Origin of the sequence: Xanthomonas sp. CPBF 426 (assembly GCF_903989465.1) — a bacterium.
Taxonomy (GTDB): Bacteria; Pseudomonadota; Gammaproteobacteria; order Xanthomonadales; family Xanthomonadaceae; genus Xanthomonas; species Xanthomonas euroxanthea.
This window is the reverse complement of record NZ_LR861805.1, coordinates 548733-575458: the sequence shown is the minus strand read 5'-3', so window position 1 is coordinate 575458 and position 26726 is coordinate 548733. Positions and strand designations below refer to the sequence as shown.

Here is a 26726-nt window from a genome sequence, read left to right as displayed (position 1 = left end):
TGTTCTGGCGGCCGCCACTGCTGCAGCGCCTGAAACATCTTCCAGGCGGTGTCCAGACCACCGACACTAGAATTGTTGCCACCTACCGTCACTGGTCGACGTGCTCTTCACCAGCCGAGGCTTTGCTGCACCGACCTTCCCGCTCTTATTCGCAAGGTGCTGGGCCACCGGAGCGGACGTACGTTGCCGGGCAGCAACGACGGCGCTCCCTTCAATCTTGAACACGGCAACCGCATCGGTGAGCTGCACCGCCTGATCTTCGAGCGAGCGCGCAGCCGCCGTGGCTTCTTCCACCAACGCTGCGTTTTGCTGAGTCGCCTCATCCATCTGGGTGACGGTCTGGTTGACCTGTTCGATGCCGGCCGATTGTTCCTGCGAGGCGGCGGAAATCTCGCCCATGATGTCGGTCACGCGCTGTACGCTCGCAACCACTTCACTCATGGTCTTGCCGGCGCTGTGCACCAGAATGGAGCCTTCGCCGACGCGCTGCACCGAGTCGTCGATGAGATGCTTGATCTCCCTGGCCGCGCCGGAGGAGCGCTGTGCGAGGGTACGCACCTCGGAGGCGACAACCGCAAAGCCACGGCCCTGTTCGCCAGCGCGTGCCGCCTCCACTGCAGCATTCAATGCCAGGATGTTGGTCTGGAATGCTATTCCGTCGATGACGGAGATGATGTCGGCAATCTTTCTGGAAGAGGCCTCGATACCGCTCATCGTCTCGACCACCTGGTTCACGACCTGCCCACCCTGGGCAGCGACGCTGGCGGCGCCGATGGCGAGCTGGTTCGCCTGGCGCGCGCCCTCGGCATTCTGCCTGACGGTGGACGTTAGCTCCTCCATCGATGCAGCTGTCTCTTCAAGGTTGGCGGCCTGCTGCTCGGTGCGTTGCGACAGATCCTGATTGCCCGCAGCGATTTCGCTGGCGGCGCCCTTGATGGAAACCGCCGAGGTCTGGATGCTGCTCACAATCATCGCCAACTGGCTGGCAGTGGCATTGGCATCATCGCGCATTTGAGCAAAGACGCCGCGGAAGTCGCCGGTCATCCGCGCGGTAAGGTCGCCGGCGGCAATCGACTGCAGCAGGCGGGAGAGCTGCGCAAGGTTGATATCGGTGGTCTGCATCAGATTGTTCAGCCCCTCCACCATGCCGCGGAAATCGTGATCGAACGCAGCGGCATCGCCTCGCGTCGAGAAGTCTCCGGACTCGGCAGCCTGCGCCAACGCGAGAATCTGGCGGTTGATCGCCTGGAGATTGCGCTTGGTCGCTGCCATCGCGTCGCTCAGCGCCGCCTTCTCACCCGGCAGTTGCGGCATATCCGCCTGCATGTCTCCTACGGCGTAACGCGACATGACCGTGACGAGTTGCCGCTGGACCTGTACATGCGCATCCACCAGGTCGTTGGTGCCAGCCACCATCCGGCCGTACTCGCCTGGAAAGCGCTCTGCATGCATGCGGTAGCTCATCTCTCCGGCATCATGCCGCGTCGCCATGTCGTCCTGGGCCTCGATGACCGCGCGTAGCTGCGCCTGCATCGTGCCCATCGACAGCAACAGCTGGCCCATCTCATCCTGACGACGGGGTGCGATCCGGCTATTGAGTTCGCCGGACGATACTGCGGCAGATACACGCACCGCCTCGGCCAGGGGCGCCAACACCTGGCGGCGCAACAAGACATAGAGTGCGGCGCTGAGCAAGGCAGCCGAGAGCAGGCCCACGACGATGATCACCCAAAGCAAGGAGCGGGCCTGCGCCATGACGTGGTGCTTGGGAACCATGATGCCGAGCGCAAAGACCTCTGGCGCATCCCCCAGACGCAACGGCACGAACACCCGCAGCCAATCAGCTCCAGCCAGCTGTGTCTCGTCACTACTCACTTTCCCCGAGCGCACCTGAGCGAGCATGGCTTGCGTATGAGCATCGGTCATCTTCTTGCCGACCTGCTTTGTGTCGGCGCTCGCCATCACCGCGCCAGTCGGCGACAGCAGGATCGCCTGCCCGACGTCCAGCGGGCGAAGCCTCGCAACCCGTTTCTGCAACGCATCCAGGGAGATGGTGATGTTGACCGTGCCGAGGAAATGGCCATCCTCCATGATCGGCGTGCTCAAGGTGGTCATGAGTGTGTCCACGCCGGCCACCGGATAGTAATACGGCTCAAGTACCACCGGCGCATGGCTCTTGCGGGCGGCCAGGTACCAGTCCCCTTCTCCCGGCTTGTCATAGCTATGCAAGGCCTCCCGCACCAACGCGTCCTTCTGGTACGACCAATACACCATGAAGCGTCCGGTCGCGTCATGAAATGGCGCATTGATATTGGCAGAGTCGCGGCCATCGAACGCCTCGGGCTCCCAGAGCGTGCTGATGCCCAGCCAGTTCTTTTGCAGTCGCAATTGCTCGCGCAACACCGACGCGGCCGACGCGCGGCTCACGCCATCGGCCTTGCGCTCGATGCGGAACGTATTGGCCAGGGTCGCGCCCGTGTTGAAGGCGGATCCAACGTCCGATGAGATTTCGCTGGCCTCATGACGCGCCACTTCGCGCAGCATCTCCCGGGATGACCCGAGTAACGCCTCGCTACTGCGCCAATAGCTGATAGCGGCCGTCAAGCCGAAGCACAGCAACGCCAAGATCCCCGTTCCAATCATCAAGCGACTGGCCACACTGTTGCGACGAATCAACCGCCTGCTCATCGATGCTCCCGAAATGAAGTTGGCGCGCCGCGCTCGGGCACCTCTGCTCCGCTGGATATCGACATGCAACACCCGAACTTGAGCGCCACACGGTCCTCAGGCCGCAGAGCTTACGGCCGATATAGGACTGCCCAACAATGTCCGCCACACACACCCGATGAAACGACTATCCAAGCTATTGCTATTGCTTGCGCCTATCGCAGCATCCAGCAATGCGGCCGCCCAGGATGCAGCGGCTAACGAAACCTATGCCAAGCTCGGGGGCGCTGTGCGCTTCAACTATGGGTGGCTGGACTACGCGCCGTCCCAACCGCTGGACCTTGAATTGCTCAGGGTGGATCTGAACGCAGGCACCGGACCGGTCTTCGTGTCGATCCAGCATCGCTGGTACGACGGGTTCGATGCCGTGCATCACGCATTTGTCGGCTGGAACGTGAGCGACCGTATCACCGTCAAGGCGGGAATCCAGCAGGTGCCATTCGGCTTGCTACCGACCGCCTCGAACAGCTTCTGGTTCGGATCGGGTTATTACCTCGGCATTGAGGATGACTACGATCCGGGTGTTGTTGTGACACGGACAGACGAAAGCAATACGCTGCACATCGGATGGTTCCTGGGCGATGAATATGGAGACGGCGCCCGTTACGATCGCTACTCGTTCGACGTCGCTGATACAGATGCGCATCCATATCGCGAACGCCATCGCATCAATCTGCGCTATGAACATCGCTATGCGATGACCCATGGAACCGCAGCCCTCGGTGTATCGGCGTTCTACGGCCACATCCTGAACAACACGGACCGCAATCGTCACGGATATGGAAGTGCAGCGGTCCATGCGCAATGGACCGCCGGCCGCTGGACTACCCAGCTGCAGTGGGCGCGTTACCGCTATGACGTGCCTGGAGACCGGATCGCGATGTCGGCCTTCCTGTTCCCGTTCGAGATCGCCGCCGAGGCGGACGTGCCCACCGCGAACATTGCCTATTCCTTCGGCAAGACAGGGTGGCTCGAAGACGTCACTTGCTACAACAATCTCAGCAAGACGATGCCCTACAGCGGTGGACCTGGCGTGCGCTCGTCCGTGCAGAACGTCACCGGCTGCAGTGTAAAGAAGGGAGCGATGCTGACCTATCTGGACTGGATTGCGGGCAAGAACATGTGGTTTGCAGGTGGAAACGGCATAGGGATCGATGATGGCGAGCGGTCGCGCTGGCACTCGCGCTTCAACCTCAATATCGGCTTCTATTTCTGACGGCGCATTCGCGGCCCCTCGACCTGCCCGCGTACGCCTCCCGTGGCGCCTCTTCCCGTTGCATGGCAAAGCAACAGGCCGAGGCGTTGACGATGCATAGACGACATGGAAGGGCGTGACACCAGGCCGTTGTCGTAGCGCTACAGCGCGCCAGAGCGCCGCCCACATCTGATCCGCTGGACTCACTCGCCCCTACGGCCGGGCATGCGCAGGCTCCAGCAGTGCGTTGATAAGCTGCTTCACGAATTTGGCAATCGCCTGTCTATCGGCCTGCTGACCGGTTGCCGCACGCACCATGAAGCCATTGAAGGCTGCCGTGATCATCATCATCGCAGTTGTCAGCTGCGTGCGATCCATTCCCGGCGGAAGGCCGCACCGTTCCGCCGCGTCGATGAATTGCTTCAGGACGATGGCGTCGGACTGGGCGAGGATGCGATGGATAGCCGTGTTGCGCGCTCCTTCGGCTGCAAGTTCGAGACGCAGCTGCACGTGCTCCGGCTCAAGCACCTTGGCCAGGGATGCATCGACCAGGCGCGTGAGTCGCTCTGCGACCGACCCGCCCAGGGGGTCGAGCTCCACCTCGCGGGCCAGTTGTGCCATGTCGTGCTCCTCTCGCCTGGCGATGGCTTCGACGATGGAGTCCTTGTTGGCGAAGTAGTGGTAGATGTGCCCGGGGCTCATGCCGGCTTCGCTGCAGATCCGCGCAATGCTGGTGCCATGAAAGCCATGCCGACGAAAGCAGATGGCGGCGGCATCAAGCACCTGCTGGCGACGCATCTCTCCCTTTTGAGCATCCAGGGGGTCGGAGACAACTGACATCATCGAGGGGGACTCTCAAAGCTTGGCGAGACTATGTCGCTGACTCGATTGTAGTACGATGCAAAGAATAGAATGATCGTTCTAAATGCACAGACGTGGTCTGCCACCGCGCACGTACAAAGGGTCTGCTTGTCTACCTTGAGGAACATCGCGGTGCTGTTCGATGCCAGCGTGCAGGGGCTGCACGTGCTGGAGACCGCTGCGCGGATGGCAGGTCGGCAGGCAAGCCACCTGATCGGGATAACCGCGATGGATCGGGCTCCACGCCCCGTGCACGATCGCCACGCGATCAACGGTGCGGTGGCCGAGGTGCTCGCTCACAGCCAAGCGACCATTGCCTCACGTCTGCTTGCCTTGGGCCAGCGCCTGAGCAGCGCCGTGCAGCGGCATGCCAACAGTGGCGAGCTTCGCATCATCTCCTTTGCCGAGTCGAGCAGCGAATCCTCCCTGCATGCCCTGGGCTGCGATCTTCTGATCTTGTCCAGCCCTGCGCTTTCGGGCAGCCCGCGGAGCTGGGCGACACAGTCGATCCTTTTTGAGTCAGGGCTGTCGCTGCTGGTGGTCCCATGGACATGGGCGGATAAGCCCGTCGCGACAAGGATCCTTGTCGTATGGAACGGCAGTCGGCAATCAGGACGTGCGATTACCAATGCACTGCCTCTGCTTGCGGCCGCAGACGTGGTCAAGATTGTCGTGGTCGACCCGGAGAAGGCGTCCGAACGCCACGGTCATCCGCCCGGCGTGGATATGGTCGCGTTTCTGGCAGAGCATCGGGTTGCCGTCGACGTCGCCGCCATCTCCTCCGGTGGCAGGTCCGTTGCTGAAACCATTCAGGCCTATGCAGCCTCGATCGACGCCGACATGCTGGTGATCGGCGCCCACACCCACATCGCCGAGGGTCCGGCCGAGGAAGTGACGAAGACTCTGCTCTCGGCTGTTGCCCTGCCGATGTTCGTGTCGCCCTAGGACCGGCACGTGACCCGGACTCGCTATCTCATGCGTACCCGTCCTGCTCCATGACACCGCGCGTGCGACGGCACCAATTTCCTGCGCTGGGCCAAGCCATTGGCCACGGCCGAACGTTGCTTCCCAGACAGCCGGCCCATCCAGTACCACCCGTAAGCGACATCTGCCCGACGGCCTGGACAAACGGTCGCACGCAGCACCGCAGCGGTTCGGTGGGTGGCTCAACGGTTCCATGCCGAAGGCGCCCTGAGGATGTGCGCGAGCATGACCGCTCGGCACGCCAGTGCTGCAGCCGTATCAGCAACGCACCTCTCCGGATCTGCGTTGGTGGTGTCGAGAGTTACACCCGGCCGCCTGGCTCGAGACGCCTGGGCCTGCCTGTGCCGGTCCGCGCCGCCGCTCCGCACGTGTGGTGAATTCCACCAACCAAAGGACAATGCATTGACTCAGAGCAACCCACTGGAGCAGGCCCCCGGTCCGGACAATCCGGCGATGAAAGCACCAGCGCCTGGCGCTCCGGGCAGGTCAACGCCTGTGCAGGGCAGAGCGCATCTGGTCGTTGTCGGCGGCGGCGTGGCCGGGCTGGAGGTGGCCACGCGGCTGGCCAGGAAGTGGCAACGAAAGAACAATGCTCCTCGCATTACGCTGGTGGATCACGACAGTGCACATGTCTGGAAACCCATGCTGCACACGATTGCCGCGGGCACCCGCGATATCTCGCAGCAGCAAACCCCCTACGTGGCACAGGCGCATAACGCGGGGTTTGTCTACCAGCCAGGTGCGTTGCGCGGATTGGACCGTGCGGCTCGCACGATTTCCATTGCGCCGGTGTTGGCCTCCGACGGCCGGGAGCTGATTCCGGCGCGCACGCTTGCCTACGATCGACTGGTGCTGGCGGTGGGAAGCCGTGCCAATGACTTCGGAACGCCCGGCGTCGCCGAGCATTGCTTCATGATCGACTCGCGTCCTCAGGCCGTGCACTTCAATGCCGAGGTCCGCGTCCGCCTCTTTCAGGCACTCGCATCCAGGCACGATGTCACCATCGCGATCGTGGGAGGTGGCGCGACCGGCGTAGAACTCGCTGCCGAGCTGGTTCAACTCGTGCAGACCTCGGTGGCATATGGCGCAGACGAGCTCGAAAGTCGCGTCAGCGTATTGCTGATCCAAAGCGGCGAACGGCTATTGCCTGCGCTGCCGGCAGATGTGGCAGCTGCCGTGCAACAACGCCTGGAGTCGCTGGGAGTGACCGTCAAGCTGCATGCCACCGTGACCTCGGTCGATGCAGCGGGCTTGATGCTGGACGATGGAAGCCACATCCCTGCCTCCCCGGTGGTCTGGGCTGCCGGCGTGATGGCGCCGGCGTTCCTGAAGCAACTGGACGGCCTCGAGACGACGCGGTCCAATCAGTTGGTCGTGAACGCTGGCCTGCAGACGACGCGTGACCCGGCCATCTTTGCGCTGGGCGATTGTTCCAGCCTGCTCATGGAAGGTGCCGAGCGCCCCTTGCCACCGACTGCTCAGGTGGCTCACCAGCAGGCCGACCACTTCGTCCGCCACATCGACGCCATCATGACGCAGGGCGCGGCCCTGCCGGCCTTTCGTTATCGGGACATGGGTTCGCTGGTGTCGTTGGGCGACTACGATGCCTACGGTTCGTTGGGAAAGGCCGGGCTCTTCAAGGGAGTCACGATTCGTGGCCGCATCGCCCAGCTTGGCCACGTACTGCTCTACCGGGAGCATCAATCGCGGCTGCACGGGTTCTGGAAAGGAAGCCTGATGTGGTTCGTGGACGTGCTCAACTCCCGTCTGCACCCGAGAATTCGGCTCGACTGATGCGCGCTGGCCCGGGCGGCATTCCGGCATTGATCGGTCTGCCGCCTGGACTTCATCCACGAGGTGCGCAACGTCGGTTGTGCCGACAGAGAAGTCACCCCGGCAATCCACATGAGGTAGCCATCTCCTGCCATACCTGGGGCGATGGCGACTTCAACCTTGCGCGTTGGCCAACCTTTCCGCGCCGCCGTCGTTCATGACCAGCACCGCGCGACCGCGTACCCTGCCCGCCTCCAGTTCGTCGAGCGCATCGAGCGCCCGCGCGAAATCGTAGCGTTGGATCACCGGGCTGATGCGCCCGGATCGGGCCAGGTCGACGATCTGGTGCAGGTCGTCATAGGTGCCGCTGTAGGGCCTGACCAGCGACGCGCCCCAAGGGAGGATCGTCGAGGTCTGCGCGGTTTCGAACGGCAGAACCCCGCAGCCGAGTCCCGGCACACGTATGGCGCCATACCGGGCGATGACACCACTTGCCAGGCGCAAGGTTGCGTCGTTGCCCACGAAATCCAGTACGACGTCGGCACCGTAGCCGGAAGTGAAGGCGAGGATCTGCTCGGCGACGTCTTCTGCGTCTGACTTCAACGCAAGGTCGACATGGTCGCGTACGGCGTCCAGTGCGCCCGCATTTACATCGAGCGCAACGATCCGCGTGGCCGTCAGGGCACGCAGCATCTGGATGGCCAGGTGGCCAAGGCCACCCAGACCGATGACCACCGCCGTCGAACCTGGACGCAGCTGCTCTTCGACGGCCCGGATGGAGTGATAGGGAACAAGCGCCGCATCTGGAAGGATCGCCGCGACTGCCGGGTCTATGCCGTCTGCGCGCACCAGCGCGGACGCGGGCACGGCGACGTAGTCCGCCATGCCGCCCGCAACCGTGACACCGGGCGTGGGCGGCGATTGCAGCCTTCCACCCGTCTGGCGACACGCGTTCTGCCGTCCCGCGACGCATTCGCGACAGGCGCCGCATGACCAGCAGGGATAGACGATGACATCCTCCCCGGCTTGCCAACCGTGTACTCCCGCACCCAACCGCTCGATACGGCCGGCGATCTCGTGGCCCAGCACAAGGCCTGGCGGATAGGCGTCGCTCTGCTCATGCCGGATGCTGACGTCGGTATGACAAACCCCGGCCGCAGTGACGCGCAGCAGTACCTCGTGCGAGCGGGGTTCGGGGACGGGAAGCTCGGCGATGACGAGTTTGGTCGGCTGGACAAGCTGGACGGCTTTCATGGGGGTCTTCTCTTGCAGAGGCAGGGTTATTGCGCTGTATATCCGCCGTCCACGGCCAGGACGGCGCCGGTAACGAACGAAGCGAGATCGGACAACAGGAAAGCCGCCGCATTGGCGATCTCTTCGGGCGTTCCCAGGCGACCGATCGGATGGAGCGAGACGATCCTGTCGAAGTCCTCCTGGCTCACGACGCTGCGCACGAGCGGCGTGTCGATATAGCCTGGCGCGATCGCATTCACGCGAACGCCGCGATCCGAATAATCCATCGCTGCGGATCTCGTCGCGCCGACGATGGCGTGCTTGGAGGCGATGTAGGCCGCGTTGTTGCGTTGACCGACGAGCCCCAGGGCAGAGGCCATGTTGACGATGGCACCGCCGCCGGACGCGATCATCGCCGGAATCTGGTACTTCATGCAGCCGAACATGGCGTCGAGATTGACGGCCTGTACCCGGCGCCACACCTCTGGGTCGTACTCAACCACGCCCTTTGAATCGCCGCCGATCCCGGCATTGTTCACGGCCAGGTCGAGCCGGCCGAACGTGGTAACGGTCCAGGTGACCATCTGCTCGATGGCGTTGAAGTCACCAAGATCGATCTGGTAGGCACGGGTGTCTGCACCGATCTCGGCGGCGATGGCTTCGGCCGCGTCATGGTTGAAGTCCGCCACCACAACCGCTGCGCCCAGGGACGCGAGCCTGCGGACGGTCGCCGCGCCTATCCCCGAGGCGCCACCGGTGATGAGTGCGACCTTGCCTGCGAAATCCAGGTCCATGTTGCTGCTTCCGCGCTTGTCCATCCTGCTCTCCATGACGGTCGCGCCACAGACGCGCGACGCATTGGGTGACGGGTAGGAGGAGGAGGATAGGATTTAATTGACGCATCAACAATAGCGGCGACAGGGTTGGCTCACCGTTTCGGCCTCTCGTTACAGATGAGGTTAAGGTGGCGCGGAAAACAGGCCACACCCGGACGCTGCCTCGACCAACTTGCCGCCGCCGGGCCGAGGGCCGAACCGGGCTGCATCCAGGCCGCACGCCGTGGCTCGGGATGCCCTTCATGGGCATGCATCCATCGTCCCAGCGCATCCACCCTGCGATCCAGCGCCGGAGTTGCATCGGCTCTGTGCTGAGCGCTGCCCGCGTCGCAAGCAGCTCCTCGTCGTGCTGGCCCAGCAGCAGTGCAGCCAGCTCCCTGGCGTCGGCCTCGAACGTATTGGCATTGCTGCCTGGTTGGGCAGGCGCTCGGCCTGGCGGCTGTGGGCTGTATGGCGACCCTGCTCGACCAGCGCGCGCGCCTTCTCGTTGGCATCCAGCAATAGCCGGCGGGCGGTAGCGATCACCCGGGCATCGCCTGCTGCGGCGTTGGTTGCATCAAGGATGTGTGATGGCTGCCGCTAAGGAAGGGCAGGGCAAGCAATCTCTACCGCTCTGAACAACCCCGCTGCCGAGGCGTCGCGTCAGGCCGCCTTGCCGTGCCTTGCTCCCCAATTGGCTCTTCCGCCCCCTCAGCTGCATCACCAGGCCCGTCATGCTAACCACGATCAAGAGCAAATTTTTATTGGCATTGTTGGGAACGCTGATCCCGAGCATCCTGCTCTGCCTGTTCCTACTGAACAGCCTGCACACCTCCAAGAACAATGTCGGCACGCTCTACAACCGGGACTTCATCGGCTCTGCACTTGCCAGCAGCATCGACGGCCAGCTGACGCGCGTCGACATCAACATCTTGCGCATGATTGCCATCGGCACGCCGGAGCTGATTACGCAGTGGAAACAGGAAAACGAGAAGCGATTCACCCAGGCGGCCGCCAGCATCGTGGAACTGGAGCAGATGCTGCACAACGAAAAGCAGCACGCGGCCCAGTTGCAGAAGATCAAGACGAGCTACGCGGCCATGCAGGCCGGCATGCAGCGCCAGATCGAGTTGATCGAGGCAGGAGATATCGCGGGCGGCGCGGAAGTCAACCGCACCCAGGTCAAGGACAACGCGAACGCCACGTTCGCCGGGCTGGCCACCTTGCGCGATGAGCTGGCCAGCTCCGCCAAGCTGCGTTACCAGCAGCAGCAAGCCACCAACACGCGCGCGATGACCCTGTCGGCGATCGCCCTGGGCCTGATTGCACTGGCCGGCGTCAGCCTCGCACTGATCCTGGGCAACGCGATCTCCGCCTCGATTCAGCGGGCAGTGGCCGCCGTTGAGCAACTGTCGCGCGGCGTGCTGGATGTCGATATCAAGGTCAGCGGCAAGGACGAAACCGTACAACTTGCCAGCGCGGTCTACCGCATCCGCGATCGTCTGCAAGGGGTCATCGCGGCGCAGCTGGAAATGGCCCGTCGACACGACGCTGGCGAAATGAGCTACCGCATGGACGAGGGCGCATTTCCCGGAGAGTATGGCCACATGGTGCGCGATGCCAACGCGCTGGTGAGTTCGCACATCGCGGTGACGATGCGCCTGACCCAGATCATCGGGCGCTACGCCATTGGTGATCTCTCCGACGAGATGGACCGCCTGCCGGGCGAAAAGGCGGTGCTTACCCGGACCATGGACGAGGTCAGGGCCAATCTGACCGCGATGAATGACCAGATCAAGCAGCTCGCGCAGGCCGCCGCCAGTGGCGATTTCACCGCGCGCGGCGACGCCGACCGTTTCCAGTACGATTTCCACGTGATGGTCGACAGCCTGAACCAGCTGATGGCCACCGCCGATGGCAACCTGCAGTCGCTGTCGTCGCTGCTGCAATCCATCGCCGCCGGCGACCTGACCGCGCGCATGCGCGGCGACTTCAATGGCGTGTTCGCGCAGATGCGCGACGACGCCAACACCACCGCCGCGCAGCTTGCAGACATCGTCGGACGCATCCAGCACTCGGCGGTGTCGATCAACTCGGCCGCCAGCGAGATCGCCGCCGGCAACCAGGACCTGTCGCAGCGCACCGAACAGCAGGCCGCCAACCTGGAAGAAACCGCCGCCTCGATGGAAGAGCTGACGTCCACGGTCAGGCAGAATGCCGAGCACGCGCGTCAGGCCAATCAACTGGCGATCGGCGCGGCAAGCGTGGCATCGCAGGGCGGGGAGATCGTCAGCAAGGTCGTCGGCACCATGGCCGGCATCGAAGCCTCGTCCAGGAAGATCGCCGACATCATTTCGGTCATCGACGGCATCTCGTTCCAAACCAATATCCTGGCGCTCAATGCCGCCGTGGAAGCGGCGCGTGCCGGCGAACAGGGCCGTGGCTTCGCGGTGGTCGCCTCGGAAGTGCGCACCCTGGCCCAGCGCTCCACCGCGGCGGCCAAGGAGATCAAGGGATTGATCGACGACTCGGTGCAGCGCGTTGCCGAAGGCTCGACGCTGGTGCATACCGCGGGCTCCACGATGGCGGAGATCGTGGCCAGCGTACAGCGCGTGACCGACATCATGGGCGAGATCTCCGCCGCCTCGCAGGAACAGTCCGCAGGCATCGAGCAGGTCAACCTCACCGTGACCCAGATGGACGAAACCACCCAGCAGAACGCGGCACTGGTGGAAGAAGCCACCGCCGCGGCGCGTTCGATGGAAGAACAGGCCGGGCAACTCACGCAGGCGGTCGCGGTGTTCAAGATAGAAGAGGCCAAGGTCCGCACCGCGCACGCCCCGGCGCGGGCAACAGCAGCCCATAACGTCGCCCAGGGGAAAAACCCGGCACCTGGCAAGACGCCGACACGCCGGGCGGTTGCGCCACAAAAGCCGACCGCTCCCACCGCCATGGATGCCGCCAACTGGCGAGAATTTTAGTCCTCAGGCAACCGGAGGGCCCGGTGATCCGGGCTCTCTTGCGTGTGAGGTTGCTGGCTGAAGCAAGAAGCGCTGCCGCCGAGCCGGCGATGCCATGGGCATCGCTGATGCGTTGACCGTCCATGACTGGATGGTGACACCCCGATCGCGGCTATCCGGAGACGGTCAACACACCTGCAGCACCAGGCCTATCGATGGATCCGCGGCCCTCCACGCAGGCGATGCCGAGCGCTGCGATGCACCGGCACCTGCCGGCGAACGAGCGCGCAATGCTGGGCGATCGCTTCCATTCCTATTTCCGTTGAGCAGACCTTCGCGCACGACGGGCGCCATGCCCCGTGCGTCGTCGAGACCTTGACTCGCATCGCTGCGCTGGCGCCAACGCCACTTCGCATCCAGTGACGCTGCCGGATTGCCGTCGGCGCTAAATAGGGCGTGACGTCATCGAGCGCAGGCGCAATGCCGCGCGCTCAGTCATTCGATCCTCCCCGCTCTCACTGGTGATTTCTCATGCTGCTGTCATTCCAGCGCCCTTGGCCCCTATCGATCGCGCTGTTGGCGGTGCTGGCAAGCCTGACCGGCTGCGGCAAGCCGGACACACCAGCACCGCCGGCGCAGACTCGGACCGCTGCCCCACCTGCCGCCAGCGCCGGCATCGCCTGGCGCGAAGGGGACGTCGAGGGTGCCTTTGCCGAGGCCAGGCAGAGCGGCAAGCCACTGATGCTTTATTGGGGCGCCATCTGGTGCCCACCGTGCAACCGGCTGCAGGCCACCTTGTTCAAGGATCCTGCCTTCATCGCATTGACGCACAAATTCGTGGTGGTGCATCTGAATGCGGACCTTGCAGATGCCCAGAAGTGGGGCGATCACTTTAGCGTCAAGGCATATCCCACCATCATCGTGCTGCGCCCGGATCGCAGCCAGATCACGCGCCTGGCCGGTTATAGCGACAATGCCCGCCTGACCGACGCGCTGCGGGTGGCTGCCACACGGACCACGACCTCGGAGCAGCTGCTCGAGCGGGCGTTGCAGACGCCGAAGGAACTGAGCGCCGACGACTGGACCTTGCTGGCCGGCTACGAGTGGTGGGGCATGGCGCGCGAGCCGGCAAGAACGCACAGTGCAAGCGAGGTGCTTGAGCATTTGGCCGCCTCCGCGCCGCAGCCCGCATTGCATCGCAGGTTCGCGCTGCTGGCGCTGTCCATTGCACCAACGCCGCCGGTGACCAGCCCGGCGCATCTGGCGTTGTTGAAGGCGGTGCTGGCCGACCCGGCGGAAGTGCGCGCCAATCGCAGTGAGCTGAGCCGCTTTGCGCCGCGCCTGGTGGTGGCGTCCACCAATGATCCTGGCGAGCGCGCTGCCCTCTCCCTGGCGTTGAATCAGGCGCTGGACACGGTCTACGCCGACGCCACGCTTCCGATCGCGGACAGGATGATCACGGCCTCCACACGGGTCGATCTCGCTCGCCTGGCACAAGGTCAAACATCCGACAGCGCGCCGCAGAAGCCGCAACCACCGCTGCCGGCAGCGGTGCTCGACACCGTTCGCCAGCGCGTGCAATGGGCTGTGCAGGCGGCAAAGACCGACGAAGAACGTGAGTCCGTCATCGCCGGAGCCGCCGAACTGCTGGACGCAACAGGCGACAACGCCGGTGCAGAACAACTGCTGCTGGGCGAACTGACGCGTAGCAAGACGCCTTATCACTACATGCAGTTCCTGGCCTATCTCGCCGAAGAACGCAACGATCCGAAGACGGCGGTGACGTGGCTGAAAAAGTCCTACGAAGGTTCACAAGGCCCTGCAACGCGTGTGGAGTCGGCGTTGCGGTATGCCGATGGAGTGCTCCGGCTCACCCCGCAGGACACCGCTGCCGTCGAATCCGCCGGCGCGCAGGTGATCGCGGAAGTGGCAGGCCAACCGGATCGCTACGGTCGGCGTAACCGTCAGGGCATCCAGGCGCTGGGCAGCGCGCTCAAGACCTGGAGCAGGCAGCATCGCCAGGAAGGCGGCGCGGTGCTGGCGCGCCTGCAGCAGAAGATGCAGGCCAGCTGCGACGGCAAGACCACCAGCACCTGCAGCAGCTGGCTGAGCTGAGCGGGGACGCACCGGCAGGCAGCTGCAGGGCGGCGATGGCGCTGTCTCCGGTGCCTGCGGCCGCCCTCACCGCCCGCGCACCCGATTCCGGCGCCATGATTCGGTAGGGATCCTCCTGCGCCAACGATGGAACGTGGCCCGGCGACATCATGCTCCGGCAGATATCCCCGGCTGCGATTCTCAACCACGTCTGCCTGGGTGCGCAGGCAATACCGCACGCCGGTTCACTCCACCAATTCGAAGCTCGCCGTCACGCCTGCAGCTTCGGCCGATGGCGCCACCCACACATCGAACACCCCCGGCTCCACCGTCGGTTTCAACGCCTGGCCGATGAACAACAGGTCCGCACGCCGCAGCATGAACTCCACCGGCGCACTGCCGCCTGCAGGCACCGTGAGCTTGCGGAAATCCTTCAGCTCGCGCACCGGCCGGGTGACGCTGGCACTGCGGTCGCGGACATACAGTTGCACCACTTCGTCCGCATCGCGCGTGCCGTGGTTGTAGATGCGTGCGCTGATGCGCAGGCTGCCGTTGGCTGGCAGGCGCGCATCGCTCAAGCTCAGCTCGGCATAGGCGATGCGCCCATAGGTGAGTCCGTGGCCAAACGGAAACAGCGCCGCATTGGGCGCCGTCCGGTAATGCGTGGTGTAAGGCTCCAGGTCGTCCGGCTGCGGAGTGGGACGGCCGGTGGGTGGGTGGGCATAGGTGTACGGCACCTGCCCGAGCGCATGCGGGAAACTCACCGGCAAACGGCCGGACGGTGCCTGTGCACCAAGCAGGATGTCGGCCAGTGCAACGCCGGCGGCAGAGCCCAGAAACCAGGTCACCAGGATCGCCGCGCAGCCAAGCACCGGCCCCTCCAGCGCAAGCGCGCGACCGGTGCTCAGCAGGACCACGACAGGCGTGCCGGTGGCGACGACTGCCGCCAGCAACTGTCGCTGCGGCTCGGGGATGCAGATCTCACTGCGCGATTGCGCTTCGCCCGAGTAGCTCAACGGTTCGCCGATCGCCAGCAGCGCGACATCGGCACCGCGCGCGGCCGCCACCGCGGCCTGCACGCCGCCCGGCAGTGCCTGGTCAAAGTCGCAGCCGTCCACCACCTGCAGTAACTGCGGATCCTGCAACGCATTCGCCAGTGCGGCGGCCAGCGTGTTGCGCCTGTCCTCCTCGTCGAACAGGCTCCATGGCCCGGCGTGGTTGACCCAGTCGCGCGCCATCGGCCCGATCAAGGCAATGCGCTCCCCGCTGCGGCGCAATGGCAGCAGCTCGCCATCGTTCTTCAGCAATACCACCGATTTGCAGGCGGCTTCGCGGGCCAGTGCCAAGGTGTCGGTGGTGCGCTGCGATGACTGCGCCCGTGCGGGCCGGATGCGCCGGAACGGGTCGTCGAACAGCCCCAGCGCCGCCTTGAACGCCAGCACGCGTCTTACCGACGCATCCAGCCGTGCCATCGGCACATCACCTGCGGCAACCAGGGCCGGCAGGTGCTGCAGATACAGGCCGCTTTCCATGCTGATATCCACCCCGGCCAGGAAGGCCAGCCTTGCCGCGTCACGCCCATCGACCGCAACGCCGTGCGCAATCAGTTCCTGGTCGGCCTGGAAGTCGGACACCACCAGGCCGGGATAGCCCCATTCCTGGCGCAACGTCGTATCCAGCAGCCATGCGTTGGCCGTGGCGGGAATGCCCGACAGTTCGTTGAAGGCGGCCATGGTCGTGACCGCGCCGGCGGCAAACGCTGCCTGGAACGGCGGGAAATACACCTCGCGCAGGGTCCGTTCGGACACATCCACGCGGTTGTAATCCAGCCCACCCTCGGCCGCACCATAGGCGGCGAAGTGTTTGGGGCAGGCAGCCATCGCCTCGGGATGGGCCAGCCCCGCATCGCCCTGAAAGCCGCGTACCCGTGCCTGCGCAAACAGCCGTGCCAGCAGCACGTCTTCGCCGGCGCCTTCCACGCCACGGCCCCAGCGTGCATCGCGGGCGATATCCACCATGGGCGCGAAGGTCCAGTCCAAACCGACCGCACTGGCCTCCCTCGCCGCGGCACGCGCAGTGCGCTGTGCCAGCGCCGGCTCGAAGCTGGCTGCTTCGGCCAACGGCACCGGGAACACGGTGGTGTAGCCGTGGATCACATCGGCGGCGAACAACAGCGGAATCCGCAACCGGCTCTGCAGCGCGGCCTGCTGCAGTTGCTGATGCCAGCGTACGTTGGAACCGTTGAACACTCCGGTCAGCCGTCCGGCGCGGGCGGCAGCCAGTTGCGCGCTCCCGTCGGCAGTGCGCGTGAGTGGATTGGCGACGATCGCCTTGCCGTCCTGCTGCGCCGAACTGAACAGGCTGAGCTGGCCCGCTTTTTCCTCCACGCTCATGCGTGCGACCAATGCATCGATGAAGCCGGGCGGCCGTGCCGGACCGGCCGGCAATGCCCAGCCGGCGGGAATGCGCGCGAGCAAGGCAAGTGTGCCCGCGCCACGCAGCAGCTGGCGTCGAGTGGTGCATACGGACATAAGGATGGGGCTCGGCGGCGTCAGCCAACGCTACAGGAGCGGCAAGCCCGGGCGCAGATCCCACGTTCGCATTTGCGGCGCGTCCTTCGGGGCACCGGGCATCGTCAAATCCATCGCGTTGCACGAACAAGGATCGTCGGCCTGCACGGCAACGCACGGACTGGTGCCAAGGTTCATCAGGAGCCTCGCCCAGACATCCATCTGCTGCAGTCCTGCCTCACTGCGCGATCAGGAACACCGCATAGATGTTTTCGGTGTAGGTGATCGTGCCGGTCAGCAGGCTTTCGCCGATGCCCTGGGCTCCGGCGCTTGGCGCAGGCGGCGGCGGTGGGGCCGGTGGCGAAGGCGGCGACACCACCGAGCCTGGCTTTGGCGCTGCGGGGGCCGACCAGGTGCCCGCCTCGACGCCATAGGCAAAATTGGGGGCGACATCGGAGATGCTGTAGATCCCGCCGAGCCGCACGCCGTAAGCAGCGGCCAGTCCTTGGGCCGATTCGCGCGACTGCGTGGCGGCTTCGCGCTTGAGGTCTGCACGCAAGGCAGCGGCATCGGCGTAGGCGGTCTGCATCGACAACACCTGGACGTGCTCATTGGCCTCCAAGCCGCCGAGAAAGGCACGCACATCCTTCAAGGACGTAAAGGTGCCGCGGATCTTGCGCTCCACGCGGGTGCCTTCGAAGACCGATTTACCCGCCTCGTAACGCGATTGCGGCGCAATCGACAACGCAGAGGCATACAGCGAGTCCTTGAGCACGCGGTTGCGCTGCAACCCATCCAGGACCACACGGGCGCGCTCTTCGACGAACGTGCGTGCCAGGTCGGGCTGCAAATTGGTGTTGCTGACCTTCAGATCGACGATGAACCGGTCCGGATCCACGGTCCGATAGGCCTGCCCCTTCACCAGCAAGTGCGGCTGCGAGGGCAGTGTATTGATCTGCGCTGCGCCCACGGCAGGTAGCATGAGGGCGGTGGCGAGCATCCAGCCGGCGAATCTGTTCATTGTCGTCTTCCTTGATGGCGAGTGATGCCCCTACAGCGTGGGGTCCTGCAGAAGCGCCGCCACGTCCGCACACAGCCGATCGACCGCCGCCGGCGTGGTGGCCCATGAGGTCACGAAGCGAATGACCAGGCAGCCATCGCTGCGGGTTTCCCAGCGTTCGAAATCGTAGCGCCGGGCGAGCTGTTCGGCTTGCGCTGTGCTGACGACGATGAACTGCTGGTTGGTCGGCGAGTCGCTGGTGAACTGCACGCCAGCGGCCAGCAAGCCGGCGCGCAAGCGCTGCGCCATGGCATTGGCATGCGCGGCCAGCGCGAGGAACAGGCCGTCTTCGAACAAGGTCGCGAACTGCGACCCCAGCAGCATGCCCTTGGCCAGCAGCGCGCCACGTTGCTTGATCAGATAGCGGAAGTCCGCCTGCAATGCCGGAGTGACGATGACCAGCGCTTCGCCGAGCAAGGCGCCGTTCTTGGTGCCGCCGATGTAGAACGCATCGGTCAGCGCGGCAATCGTCGGCAGGTCCAGATCGTTGCCAGCGGCAGTCAGTGCGGCGCCCAGGCGTGCGCCATCCAGGTACAGCAGCAGGTCGTGTGCGCGGCAGAAACGCGACAGCGCCTGGAGTTCGGCACGCGTGTAGATGGTGCCGCTCTCGGTGCTGTTGGAAATGTAGACCAGGCGCGGTTGCACCATGTGCTCGTTGCCGTGCACGTCCAGCAACGGCTGGATCAGCGCCGGCGTCAGCTTGTCGTGCAACGCAGGCACGGCCAGCACCTTGTGGCCGGTGGCTTCGATGGCGCCGGTTTCGTGCGTGGCGATGTGCCCGGCCTCCACCGCGATCACCGCCTGGTGCGGGCGCAGGAACGCCGCGATCGCCGTCAGGTTGGTCTGGGTGCCGCCGACCAGCAGATGCACGTCGGCCTGTGGCTGCGCGACTGCATTGCGAATCAATGCAGCCGCACGCGCGGTGTGGCGATCGGTACCATAGCCGGCGTTCTGTTCGGCGCTGGCCTGTGCCAGGGCCTGCAGCAGGCGCGGATGCGCGCCCTCGCTGTAGTCGTTGCGGAAGCTGATGCGCATCGCGTTGCCCTGCCCGTCCATCACAACCCCTTGGCCGCCTGCGCGACCGCACGGAACAGCGCACGCCCCTTGTTCATGGTCTCCTGCCATTCCAGGTCCGGGTCGGAGTCGTAGACCACGCCGCCGCCGGCCTGCACGTACAGATACCCGTCCTGGATCACGGCGGTGCGGATCGCAATGGCGGTGTCGGCATCGCCATGCCAGCCGATATAGCCGACTGCGCCGGAATAGACGTTGCGCTTGACCGGCTCCAGCTCGCGGATGATCTCCAACGCGCGAATCTTCGGCGCGCCGCTGACCGTGCCTGCCGGGAAGGTGGCGCGCAGCACGTCGCTGTAATTCAGGCCGGCCTTGAGCGTGCCGGTGACCTCGCTGACGATATGCATCACGTGGCTATAGCGCTCGATCACGAACTGCTCGCCCACCTTGACCGTGCCCGGTTCGGCCACGCGGCCGACATCGTTACGACCCAGGTCGATCAGCATCACGTGCTCGGCGCGCTCTTTCGGGTCGGCCAGCAATTCTTCTTCCAGCGCCTTGTCCAGCTCCGGTGTTGCGCCGCGTGGGCGGGTACCGGCGATCGGACGCACGGTGACCACGCCATCGCGCAGGCGCGCCAGGATTTCCGGCGAGGAGCCGACCACCTGGGTACCGCCGACATCGAGAAAATACATGTACGGCGATGGATTGAGCGCACGCAGCGCGCGATACACATCCACCGGGCGCGCACGGAACGGCACGCGCAAGCGTTGCGACGGCACCACCTGGAAGATGTCGCCGGCGCGCACGTATTCCTGCGCCTTGCGCACCACCGCGTGGTATTCCTCGCGGGTAAACGAGGAGCGGAAATCCGACTCGTCGATCGCATCGGAAATCTGCGCCTGCGGATACCCGGCGCCGCCCTGACGCAGGCGGTGCGCCAGTTCGTCCAGGCGCCGGTTAGCGCGCACGTAGGCCTGCGGCTGGCGCGGGTCGGCATGCACGATCAGGTACAGCCGGCCCTTGAGATTGTCGAACACCGCCAGCTCTTCGGACAGCATCAGCAGGATGTCCGGCGTGCCCAGCTCATCGGGTTTGTCGCCGGTGCCCAGGCGCGGCTCGATGTACTGGATGCACTCGAAACCGAACCAGCCGACCAGGCCACCGGTGAAACCGGGCAGGCCGTCGAGCTGCGGCACCGAGTGCTCGGCGCGCAAGGCGTCGACTTCGGCCAGCGGGTCGGCGACCTCGCGGGTTTCCAGCACTTCGCCGTGCTCGCTGATTTCCAGCGTGTGCCCGCGGAAGCTGTACACGCGCCGCGCCGGCAGGCCGATGATGGAATAGCGCCCGAAGCGTTCGCCACCTTCGACCGATTCGAACAGGTAGGTGTAGGCGCCGTCGGCGAGCTTCAGATAGACCGACAGCGGCGTGTCCAGGTCGGACAGCACTTGCCGGACAACGGGGATACGGGTGTGACCTTCAGCGGCCTGGCGCTGGAACTGCTCTGCAGTGATCAAGACGACTTTCCTTCCGGGACTCTGTGGCGGGGCGGACGACGGCAACGGGCCACCATCGCCACCAGCGGCGAGCGGAAGAGAAGGAGCGTGGAGTCGTCAGGCGGGACACGCCGCTACTGTAGCGCAACTGCCGCGCAAGGGCAGCAGGCGCGAGACCAAAGCCGCGCAAATCGCGAAGCCGAGCCAGTCCGGCCTGGGTGTCTTACAGCCCGTGACACCAACACCCCGCAACACCCGCTCTATCGCTCTTCCGATTCCCCAATCCCGATTCCCGATTCCCGATTCCCAGCGCTCAAACGCTCCGCAACGGGCACTCCACCGGCAAATGCATCCGCAACCGCGCCGGCACGCATTCGATGCGGAAATGCAGCGAGGTCTCCGGCTCGCCATCCAGGTTCAAGGTCAGCGGCTGGTGCGAGACGATCTCCAGCCACGGCAGCCGCGCGCGCACGGCCACACGCTCCAGCGCGGCCTGTTTGCCGCCGGTGACCAGGGTACCGAGGGTGGCGGCCACTTCGCCGTTGAGCGCAGGCACGATGGTGACGTCGAGCAGGCCATCGTCGATCAAGGCTTCCGGACACAGCGCCTGGCCGCCGCCGGCCTGGCGTCCGTTGCCCAGGCCAAGTGCAATGAACTCGCCTTCCCAACGGAAGTCCGGGCCGCTGAAGCGGGCGCTGATCGGGTCGATCCGGCCCAGCCGCGACATGCCGGTGATCAGATACGCCAGGCCACCGAGCATCTTCTTCAGGCCTTCGTCGGTTTCGACGGTGACCTGGGTGCCGAACCCGCCGCTGGCGACGTTGGCGCACCAGTGCGGGCCGTGCTCGGCGTCGATGCGCAGCAGGTCGATCGGCTCGGCCGCACGCTCGGCGATCAACGTCAACGCGGCGAGCGGCTCGATCGGCAGATTGGCGGCAGTGGCGAAGTCGTTGGCGGTCCCCAGCGGCACCAGGCCCAGCGACGGCAGCGTGGCGGCGTCGGCCGTGTGATGCGCCAGCGCGGCGGCCACTTCGCTCAAGGTACCGTCGCCCCCGGCCGCGATCACGGTGTGGGCGCCGTCGGCAACCGCTTCGCCGACATAGCGCTCGGCATCGCCGTCTTCCCAGGTGACCCGCACCTCGAGCTGGATGCCGCGCTTGCGCAGCGTTCCCACCGCCTCACGCAGGTCCAGGTTGTCGGTGGACTTGCCGTTGAGGATCAGACGCCAGTGGGACGCGGCCATGCACGCTGCCAATGCTGTGAGGGTGGTGGCCGCAGGCTAGCAGCGGCCCGCTGCGTGCCTCGTGAATACGCAGCCTCGCCCGGCTGTCATCGGCATGTCACCGATGACCCGGAGAGTGGAAGGCCATAGCAGGGACGACGGGCGGAGGCAGGATCAGCCTCCAATTTTTCTGAAGGCCGCTCCGGTGGGGGCGGCCTTCTTCTTGCGTGCCACGGCGGCGCGGCAGGCCGCGCTCAGGTACCGGCGGCGAAGGCGGCCAGGCGCTCGCCGTCGAGCCGGTAGACGGTCCAGCCGTCCATCGGGCGCGCACCGGCCGCCTGGTAGAAGTCGATGGCCGGCTGATTCCAGTCCAGCACCGACCATTCGAAACGCCCGCAGCCACGCTGCACGGCCAACCGGGCCAGATGCCGCAACAAGGCCAGGCCGGCGCCCTGCCCGCGCGCCTGCGGACGCACGAACAGGTCTTCCAGATACAGGCCGTTGCGGCCGAGCCAGGTCGAGTAGTTGAAGAAATACACCGCAAATCCCAGCGCCTGGCCATCCTGCTCGCAGATCAGTGCATGCGCGGTGGCACCGTCGCCGAACAGACTGGCGCGCAGGTCCTCCGGGCTGGCCTTGACCGCATCGGGTTCGCGTTCGTACACCGCCAGTGCGGTGATCAGCTCGTGCAGCAGCTGCGCATCGTTCGGCGTGGCAGCGCGGATCTGCAGCGTGGGCGCGCTCATCGCACCGCGTCCACCGCTGCGCGCATCTGCGCGATCACCTGCGCATAGTCGGGCGCGTTGAAGATCGCCGAGCCGGCGACGAAGGTGTCGGCACCGGCCGCAGCGATCGCGCCGATGTTGTCGGCCTTGACCCCGCCGTCGATCTCCAGCCGGATCGGCTTGCCCAGCGCGTCGATCCTCTTGCGGATGGCGCGCAATTTATCCAGCGCAGAGGGAATGAAGGCCTGCCCGCCGAAGCCGGGGTTGACCGACATCACCAGCACCAGATCCAGCTCGGGCAGCACCCAGTCCAGGATGTCCACCGGGGTGGCCGGGTTGAGCACCAGGCCGGCCTGGCAGCCGTGCGACTTGATCAGCTGGATCGTGCGGTGCACATGGCGGCTGGCTTCGGGATGGAAGCTGATGGTGGTGGCGCCGGCCTCGGCGAAGTCCGGCACGATGCGGTCCACCGGCTCGACCATCAGGTGCACGTCGATCGGCGCGACGATGCCGTGCTTGCGCAGCGCCTGGCACACCATCGGGCCGATGGTGAGGTTGGGCACGTAGTGGTTGTCCATCACGTCGAAGTGCACCCAATCGGCGCCGGCCTTCAGGACGTTGTTCACTTCCTCGCCCAGGCGGGCGAAATCGGCGGACAGGATGGACGGGGCAATCGCCGTCGGTTGCATGGGCAGCTCGTCAAGGAACGGGACACGCATTGTCGCAGGCACGCAACGCCGGTGCATCCGCGCCGGTCCCGCCTGCGTATGCACCTGACCGGCGCACCGCGCCCTTTCGCCAAGGACACCGCATGAAGACCACCCCGCTCGCCTCCGCTGCGCTTGTTTTGATGGCCCTGGCCCCATCCGCCTGGGCACAGACCGGCCCGGCCGACTGGTCAGGTTTCTCGATCGGCGCCAATGTCGGCGGTGCCGACGTCAGTGGCGTTTCCGGCGGCCGCTTCGGCTTCGACACCAACCTGGACGGCCGCGATGGCGACCAGGTCAGCACCCCGACCGGCGCCGATGCCTTCTCGCCCGGATTCTGCGGCGGCGCGGCCGCCGGGCGCACCCCGGCCAGCGGCTGCAGCAAGGACAAGGGCGGCGCCGAATACGGTGCGCGGCTGGGCTACGACTGGCAGGCCGGCAACTGGGTCTACGGCGTGGTCGCCGAATACACCCGCAACGACCTGCGCGACAGCGTCAGCGCCTTCAGCACCACCCCGGCGTTCTACACCTTCACCCGCCAGCTCAACCGCACCGCCGCCCTGCGCGGCCGTATCGGCTATGCCTTCGGCGCACAGGGTGACTATCTGGCCTATGTCACCGCCGGCGTGGCACGCGGCGAGTTCGACCACAGCTTCTCCAGCAGCAACACCGCCAACAGCTTCACCAGCAGCGGCGGCGACAGCGCCGACGGCTACCAGGCCGGCCTGGGCCTGCAGCGCCGCTTGAGCGACAACGTCTCGGTCGGCGTGGAGTACCTGTTCACCCGCCTGCAGGACGAAGACACCCGCGTGCGTGTCGGCCCGGGCACCGCGCCGGCCACCAACCCGTTCCTGCGCGTCAACCCGGCCGGTACCGATCTGCGCCGCACCGATACGGACTTCTCGTCGAATGCGGTGCGCCTGACGGCGACCTATCGCTTCTGAGTTCTGGAGCTTGCGTGACCACGCCCGACCTGCAAGGGGTCGGGCGTGTTTGATGGTGGCGCCAATGCCGATGCCGGAACGCGGCGGCTGGATCAGCGTTTGCGCAGGCGCTGGATCCGGTCGTAGGCCGCATTGATCTGGCTGGCTTTCCGCTCGGCCTGGCGGCGTGCTTCCGGCTCGGCGTTGGCCACCTTGTCCGGGTGGTAGCGCGACATCAGCCGGCGATAGGCCAGGTCGATCTCGGCAGTGGTGGCGTCCGGCTCCAGCCCCAGCGCCTCGTACGGGTTTTCGACGCGGCGCTTGAACCAGCCGGCGTCCACCGCATGCCCGATGGCCAGGCCGATCATCAGCCCGACCACCGGCGCGCCACGGAACAGCAGGGCGCCGGCCAGGGCGCCGAGCAGTTTTCCATACCAGGACATGGGCGATCGGGGGGCGGGAAGGCGGGCTGGCGATCTTACCCGAACGCCCGCCCGGCCTGGCTGACGCGGCCTGCACGCCGGCCCGCAGGCGGGCTCCAATAAATACAGCGGCGCGCACCGAAGCGCCGTACACTACGCGGCCCGCTGCCCACCCGCGGGCCCGCCGGGTCCCGGGGACAGCGTCATTGCGACGTCCTTAGGAGTGCCTGTGTCGACCACGCTGTTGCAATCCGATCTGCCCGGCCTGCCGTTGCGTCACCGTGGCAAGGTCCGCGATGTCTTCGACATTCCCCGCGAGCGCCTGCCCGCCGATGCGCCCCCGGGCGATTATCTGTTGATGGTGGCGACCGACCGCCTGTCCGCGTTCGACGTGGTGCTGCCCGACCCGATCCCCGGCAAGGGCGAGATGCTGTGCCAGGTGTCCAACTTCTGGTTCCACAAGACCGAGCACCTGATGCCCAACCACCTGGTCGACATCACCGTGGAGCAGGTGCTGCCCGAAGGTGTGGACCCGGCGCTGTATGCCAGGCGCGCGGTCGTCACGCGCAAGCTCAAGCCGGTGCCGGTGGAAGCGATCGCACGCGGCTATCTGATCGGCAGCGGCTGGAAGGATTACCAGCGCACCGGCAAGATCAGCGGCATCGAACTGCCCGACGGCCTGCGCCAGGCCGAGAAACTGCCCGAGCCGATCTTTACCCCGTCGACCAAGGCCGCGGTCGGCGACCATGACGAAAACATCGACTTCGACGCGATGGTCATGACCGTCGGCGCCGAGCTTGCCGAACGCGTCCGCGATGCCACCTTGCGCATCTACCGTTTCGCCGCCGATTTCGCCGCCGAACGCGGCATCCTGCTGGCCGATACCAAGTTCGAATTCGGCACCGATGCCGATGGCCGCCTGTACATCATGGACGAGATGCTGACCCCGGACTCGTCGCGTTACTGGCCCGCCGACCAGTACGAACTCGGCACCAGCCCGCCCAGCTACGACAAGCAGTTCGTGCGCGATTACCTGGAAACCCTGGACTGGGGCAAGACCGCCCCCGGCCCCAGCCTGCCGGCAGACGTGATCGAACGCACACGCGCAAAATATGCCGAGGCATTGCAGCGCTTGGCGGGCATTTCGGTTGATTGATCTTCAATGCCCCGCACTCTGGGCTTTGACGCTGCGCCAAAGCAGCACTGGCGGCCGGCGCTCGTCATCGAGCGCCGAAGCACGCACCTGACGCCATCCATTGTCCAAGGAAGTCGCAATGGCTCTCTCCTGTTTTTCCTTGCGCAGATTGCCGGTGTTACGCAACGCCCTCCTGCCGGCGCTGCTTGCAGTAAGCGCGTGCAGCGCCGGCGAATCGGCAGTGCCTGCCGCGCCGCCAGTCACATCCACGGCGTCGGCGTCTGCAGCAGCACATGCCACCTCTCCTGGTGGCGCTTCCCGCAATGACCGGCTCGCTGCCTTACTGCAGGCAGCCGGCGTGCAGTGCGCCGATGCGAACATGGCAAAAGGCTGTACGGCCGGAAATGTCGATGCCGGCGATTTCTATGACGTAGAGCTCTCACCTGCATGTGGCAATCCGGGCTTCTTTGCCGGCGTGGCGCAAGCAAACGGAGTGGATGTACTCGACGCGGTGCCAACCACTGGAAGTAATGCGATCGCAAGAGCCAGGCTGGCGCAGGGCCAGCTCGTCTGCATCCAGGCGATCGGCCGCGCTGGGCAGACCCCTCTGTATTACTACGTCATCGCGATCCCTGCAGACACTGTCGCCCAATGCAAGAACAACCCGGCATGCGGAACATACGGCGACAGGCCGATCCAACGCTCGAGCACCGCCACTGGTGACAGCTGCCACGCCGCCGCACCGGGCCAGTACGTCGGCGAGTGCGCGCAGGGATGGGTGGGTGCGGATGCACTCGATGTGTTTTCAAACGGGATAGAGTCACCCGCGCCGGCCTGATCAATCCGCAGGTAACCCCTAATCAAATCATC

Annotated in this window: 20 protein-coding genes; 8 read left to right on the top strand and 12 right to left on the bottom strand. The window is 65.4% G+C overall.

What is annotated here, in order from left to right; genetic code table 11:
* Positions 1–66 precede the first annotated feature (66 nt).
* On the bottom strand, positions 67–2688 hold the full coding sequence (locus tag H7A87_RS20950) for a methyl-accepting chemotaxis protein (protein ID WP_119129434.1): 2622 nt from the start codon (positions 2686–2688) through the stop codon (positions 67–69).
* 157 nt (positions 2689–2845) lie between these two features.
* Here H7A87_RS20950 and H7A87_RS02415 point away from each other — a divergent pair, with 157 nt between their 5' ends.
* On the top strand, positions 2846–3943 hold the full coding sequence (locus H7A87_RS02415; RefSeq protein ID WP_119129433.1) for a hypothetical protein: 1098 nt from the start codon (positions 2846–2848) through the stop codon (positions 3941–3943).
* 192 nt (positions 3944–4135) lie between these two features.
* On the opposite strand, the gene H7A87_RS02410 is transcribed toward H7A87_RS02415, so the two are convergent.
* On the bottom strand, positions 4136–4765 hold the full coding sequence (locus tag H7A87_RS02410) for a TetR/AcrR family transcriptional regulator (RefSeq protein ID WP_119129432.1): 630 nt from the start codon (positions 4763–4765) through the stop codon (positions 4136–4138).
* Positions 4766–4915: 150 nt separating this feature from the next.
* Here H7A87_RS02410 and H7A87_RS02405 point away from each other — a divergent pair, with 150 nt between their 5' ends.
* Positions 4916–5728, top strand: coding sequence for a universal stress protein (locus H7A87_RS02405; protein WP_180496868.1), 813 nt, complete (start codon positions 4916–4918; stop codon positions 5726–5728).
* 441 nt (positions 5729–6169) lie between these two features.
* A complete protein-coding gene (locus H7A87_RS02400) occupies positions 6170–7561 on the top strand; it encodes an NAD(P)/FAD-dependent oxidoreductase (protein ID WP_232087911.1) in 1392 nt (463 codons plus the stop codon).
* A 153-nt stretch (positions 7562–7714) separates the two neighbouring features.
* On the opposite strand, the gene H7A87_RS02395 is transcribed toward H7A87_RS02400, so the two are convergent.
* Positions 7715–8794: an alcohol dehydrogenase catalytic domain-containing protein gene (locus H7A87_RS02395; RefSeq protein ID WP_115675808.1), complete on the bottom strand. Its 1080-nt coding sequence runs from the start codon at positions 8792–8794 to the stop codon at positions 7715–7717.
* A gap of 26 nt (positions 8795–8820) precedes the next feature.
* Positions 8821–9591 carry a glucose 1-dehydrogenase gene (locus H7A87_RS02390; RefSeq protein ID WP_232087910.1) on the bottom strand — a complete coding sequence of 257 codons (771 nt, stop codon included), beginning with the start codon at positions 9589–9591 and terminating at the stop codon, positions 8821–8823.
* 731 nt (positions 9592–10322) lie between these two features.
* Here H7A87_RS02390 and H7A87_RS02385 point away from each other — a divergent pair.
* Both H7A87_RS02385 and H7A87_RS02380 read left to right on the top strand, forming a co-directional pair.
* Complete coding sequence (locus tag H7A87_RS02385; RefSeq protein WP_119129430.1) at positions 10323–12569, top strand: methyl-accepting chemotaxis protein; 2247 nt, start codon at positions 10323–10325, stop codon at positions 12567–12569.
* 510 nt (positions 12570–13079) lie between these two features.
* Positions 13080–14663 (top strand): thioredoxin family protein, encoded by a 1584-nt coding sequence (locus H7A87_RS02380; RefSeq protein ID WP_119129429.1) that lies wholly within the window; start codon positions 13080–13082, stop codon positions 14661–14663.
* Positions 14664–14887: 224 nt separating this feature from the next.
* On the opposite strand, the gene H7A87_RS02375 is transcribed toward H7A87_RS02380, so the two are convergent.
* From H7A87_RS02375 to rpe, 7 genes are all read right to left on the bottom strand, one after another.
* Positions 14888–17173 (bottom strand): glycoside hydrolase family 3 N-terminal domain-containing protein, encoded by a 2286-nt coding sequence (locus H7A87_RS02375; protein WP_119129428.1) that lies wholly within the window; start codon positions 17171–17173, stop codon positions 14888–14890.
* Between the two features lie 217 nt (positions 17174–17390).
* Positions 17391–18173, bottom strand: a complete 783-nt coding sequence (locus tag H7A87_RS02370) for an SIMPL domain-containing protein (protein WP_104649152.1) — start codon at positions 18171–18173, stop codon at positions 17391–17393.
* Positions 18174–18203: 30 nt separating this feature from the next.
* Positions 18204–19268: an aminotransferase class I/II-fold pyridoxal phosphate-dependent enzyme gene (locus tag H7A87_RS02365; RefSeq protein ID WP_119129427.1), complete on the bottom strand. Its 1065-nt coding sequence runs from the start codon at positions 19266–19268 to the stop codon at positions 18204–18206.
* Positions 19268–20743: an anthranilate synthase component I gene (gene trpE / locus H7A87_RS02360; protein ID WP_104583485.1), complete on the bottom strand. Its 1476-nt coding sequence runs from the start codon at positions 20741–20743 to the stop codon at positions 19268–19270. The genes H7A87_RS02365 and trpE overlap by 1 nt, the downstream gene beginning before the upstream one ends.
* 292 nt (positions 20744–21035) lie before the next feature.
* The gene (yegS, locus tag H7A87_RS02355) at positions 21036–21965 is read right to left on the bottom strand and encodes a lipid kinase YegS (protein WP_119129426.1); all 930 of its coding nucleotides are present in this window, start codon (positions 21963–21965) and stop codon (positions 21036–21038) included.
* Positions 21966–22198: 233 nt separating this feature from the next.
* On the bottom strand, positions 22199–22690 hold the full coding sequence (locus H7A87_RS02350; protein ID WP_119129425.1) for a GNAT family N-acetyltransferase: 492 nt from the start codon (positions 22688–22690) through the stop codon (positions 22199–22201).
* The gene (gene rpe, locus H7A87_RS02345; protein ID WP_119129477.1) at positions 22687–23358 is read right to left on the bottom strand and encodes a ribulose-phosphate 3-epimerase; all 672 of its coding nucleotides are present in this window, start codon (positions 23356–23358) and stop codon (positions 22687–22689) included. Before rpe ends, H7A87_RS02350 begins: the two co-directional genes overlap by 4 nt.
* Before the next feature lie 122 nt (positions 23359–23480).
* On the opposite strand from rpe, the gene H7A87_RS02340 reads away from it, so the two are divergent.
* Positions 23481–24320 (top strand): outer membrane beta-barrel protein, encoded by an 840-nt coding sequence (locus H7A87_RS02340; RefSeq protein WP_104583586.1) that lies wholly within the window; start codon positions 23481–23483, stop codon positions 24318–24320.
* Between the two features lie 92 nt (positions 24321–24412).
* Here the strand turns inward: H7A87_RS02340 and H7A87_RS02335 are convergent, their stop codons facing one another.
* Positions 24413–24742, bottom strand: coding sequence for a DnaJ domain-containing protein (locus tag H7A87_RS02335; RefSeq protein WP_104649147.1), 330 nt, complete (start codon positions 24740–24742; stop codon positions 24413–24415).
* A gap of 208 nt (positions 24743–24950) precedes the next feature.
* Here H7A87_RS02335 and H7A87_RS02330 point away from each other — a divergent pair, with 208 nt between their 5' ends.
* Positions 24951–25877 (top strand): phosphoribosylaminoimidazolesuccinocarboxamide synthase, encoded by a 927-nt coding sequence (locus tag H7A87_RS02330; protein ID WP_164741009.1) that lies wholly within the window; start codon positions 24951–24953, stop codon positions 25875–25877.
* 118 nt (positions 25878–25995) lie between these two features.
* Positions 25996–26694, top strand: coding sequence for a hypothetical protein (locus tag H7A87_RS02325; RefSeq protein ID WP_180496867.1), 699 nt, complete (start codon positions 25996–25998; stop codon positions 26692–26694).
* Positions 26695–26726: the final 32 nt, after the last annotated feature.

Coding starts and splice junctions, on each gene's coding strand:
- H7A87_RS20950 (WP_119129434.1), bottom strand. CDS start 2,688: ATGAGCAGGCGGTTGATTCGTCGCAACAGTGTGGCCAGTCGCTTGATG.
- H7A87_RS02415 (WP_119129433.1), top strand. CDS start 2,846: ATGAAACGACTATCCAAGCTATTGCTATTGCTTGCGCCTATCGCAGCA.
- H7A87_RS02410 (WP_119129432.1), bottom strand. CDS start 4,765: ATGATGTCAGTTGTCTCCGACCCCCTGGATGCTCAAAAGGGAGAGATG.
- H7A87_RS02395 (WP_115675808.1), bottom strand. CDS start 8,794: ATGAAAGCCGTCCAGCTTGTCCAGCCGACCAAACTCGTCATCGCCGAG.
- H7A87_RS02390 (WP_232087910.1), bottom strand. CDS start 9,591: ATGGACAAGCGCGGAAGCAGCAACATGGACCTGGATTTCGCAGGCAAG.
- H7A87_RS02385 (WP_119129430.1), top strand. CDS start 10,323: ATGCTAACCACGATCAAGAGCAAATTTTTATTGGCATTGTTGGGAACG.
- H7A87_RS02380 (WP_119129429.1), top strand. CDS start 13,080: ATGCTGCTGTCATTCCAGCGCCCTTGGCCCCTATCGATCGCGCTGTTG.
- H7A87_RS02375 (WP_119129428.1), bottom strand. CDS start 17,173: ATGTCCGTATGCACCACTCGACGCCAGCTGCTGCGTGGCGCGGGCACA.
- H7A87_RS02370 (WP_104649152.1), bottom strand. CDS start 18,173: ATGAACAGATTCGCCGGCTGGATGCTCGCCACCGCCCTCATGCTACCT.
- H7A87_RS02365 (WP_119129427.1), bottom strand. CDS start 19,268: ATGGACGGGCAGGGCAACGCGATGCGCATCAGCTTCCGCAACGACTAC.
- yegS (WP_119129426.1), bottom strand. CDS start 21,965: ATGGCCGCGTCCCACTGGCGTCTGATCCTCAACGGCAAGTCCACCGAC.
- H7A87_RS02350 (WP_119129425.1), bottom strand. CDS start 22,690: ATGAGCGCGCCCACGCTGCAGATCCGCGCTGCCACGCCGAACGATGCG.
- rpe (WP_119129477.1), bottom strand. CDS start 23,358: ATGCAACCGACGGCGATTGCCCCGTCCATCCTGTCCGCCGATTTCGCC.
- H7A87_RS02340 (WP_104583586.1), top strand. CDS start 23,481: ATGAAGACCACCCCGCTCGCCTCCGCTGCGCTTGTTTTGATGGCCCTG.
- H7A87_RS02335 (WP_104649147.1), bottom strand. CDS start 24,742: ATGTCCTGGTATGGAAAACTGCTCGGCGCCCTGGCCGGCGCCCTGCTG.
- H7A87_RS02325 (WP_180496867.1), top strand. CDS start 25,996: ATGGCTCTCTCCTGTTTTTCCTTGCGCAGATTGCCGGTGTTACGCAAC.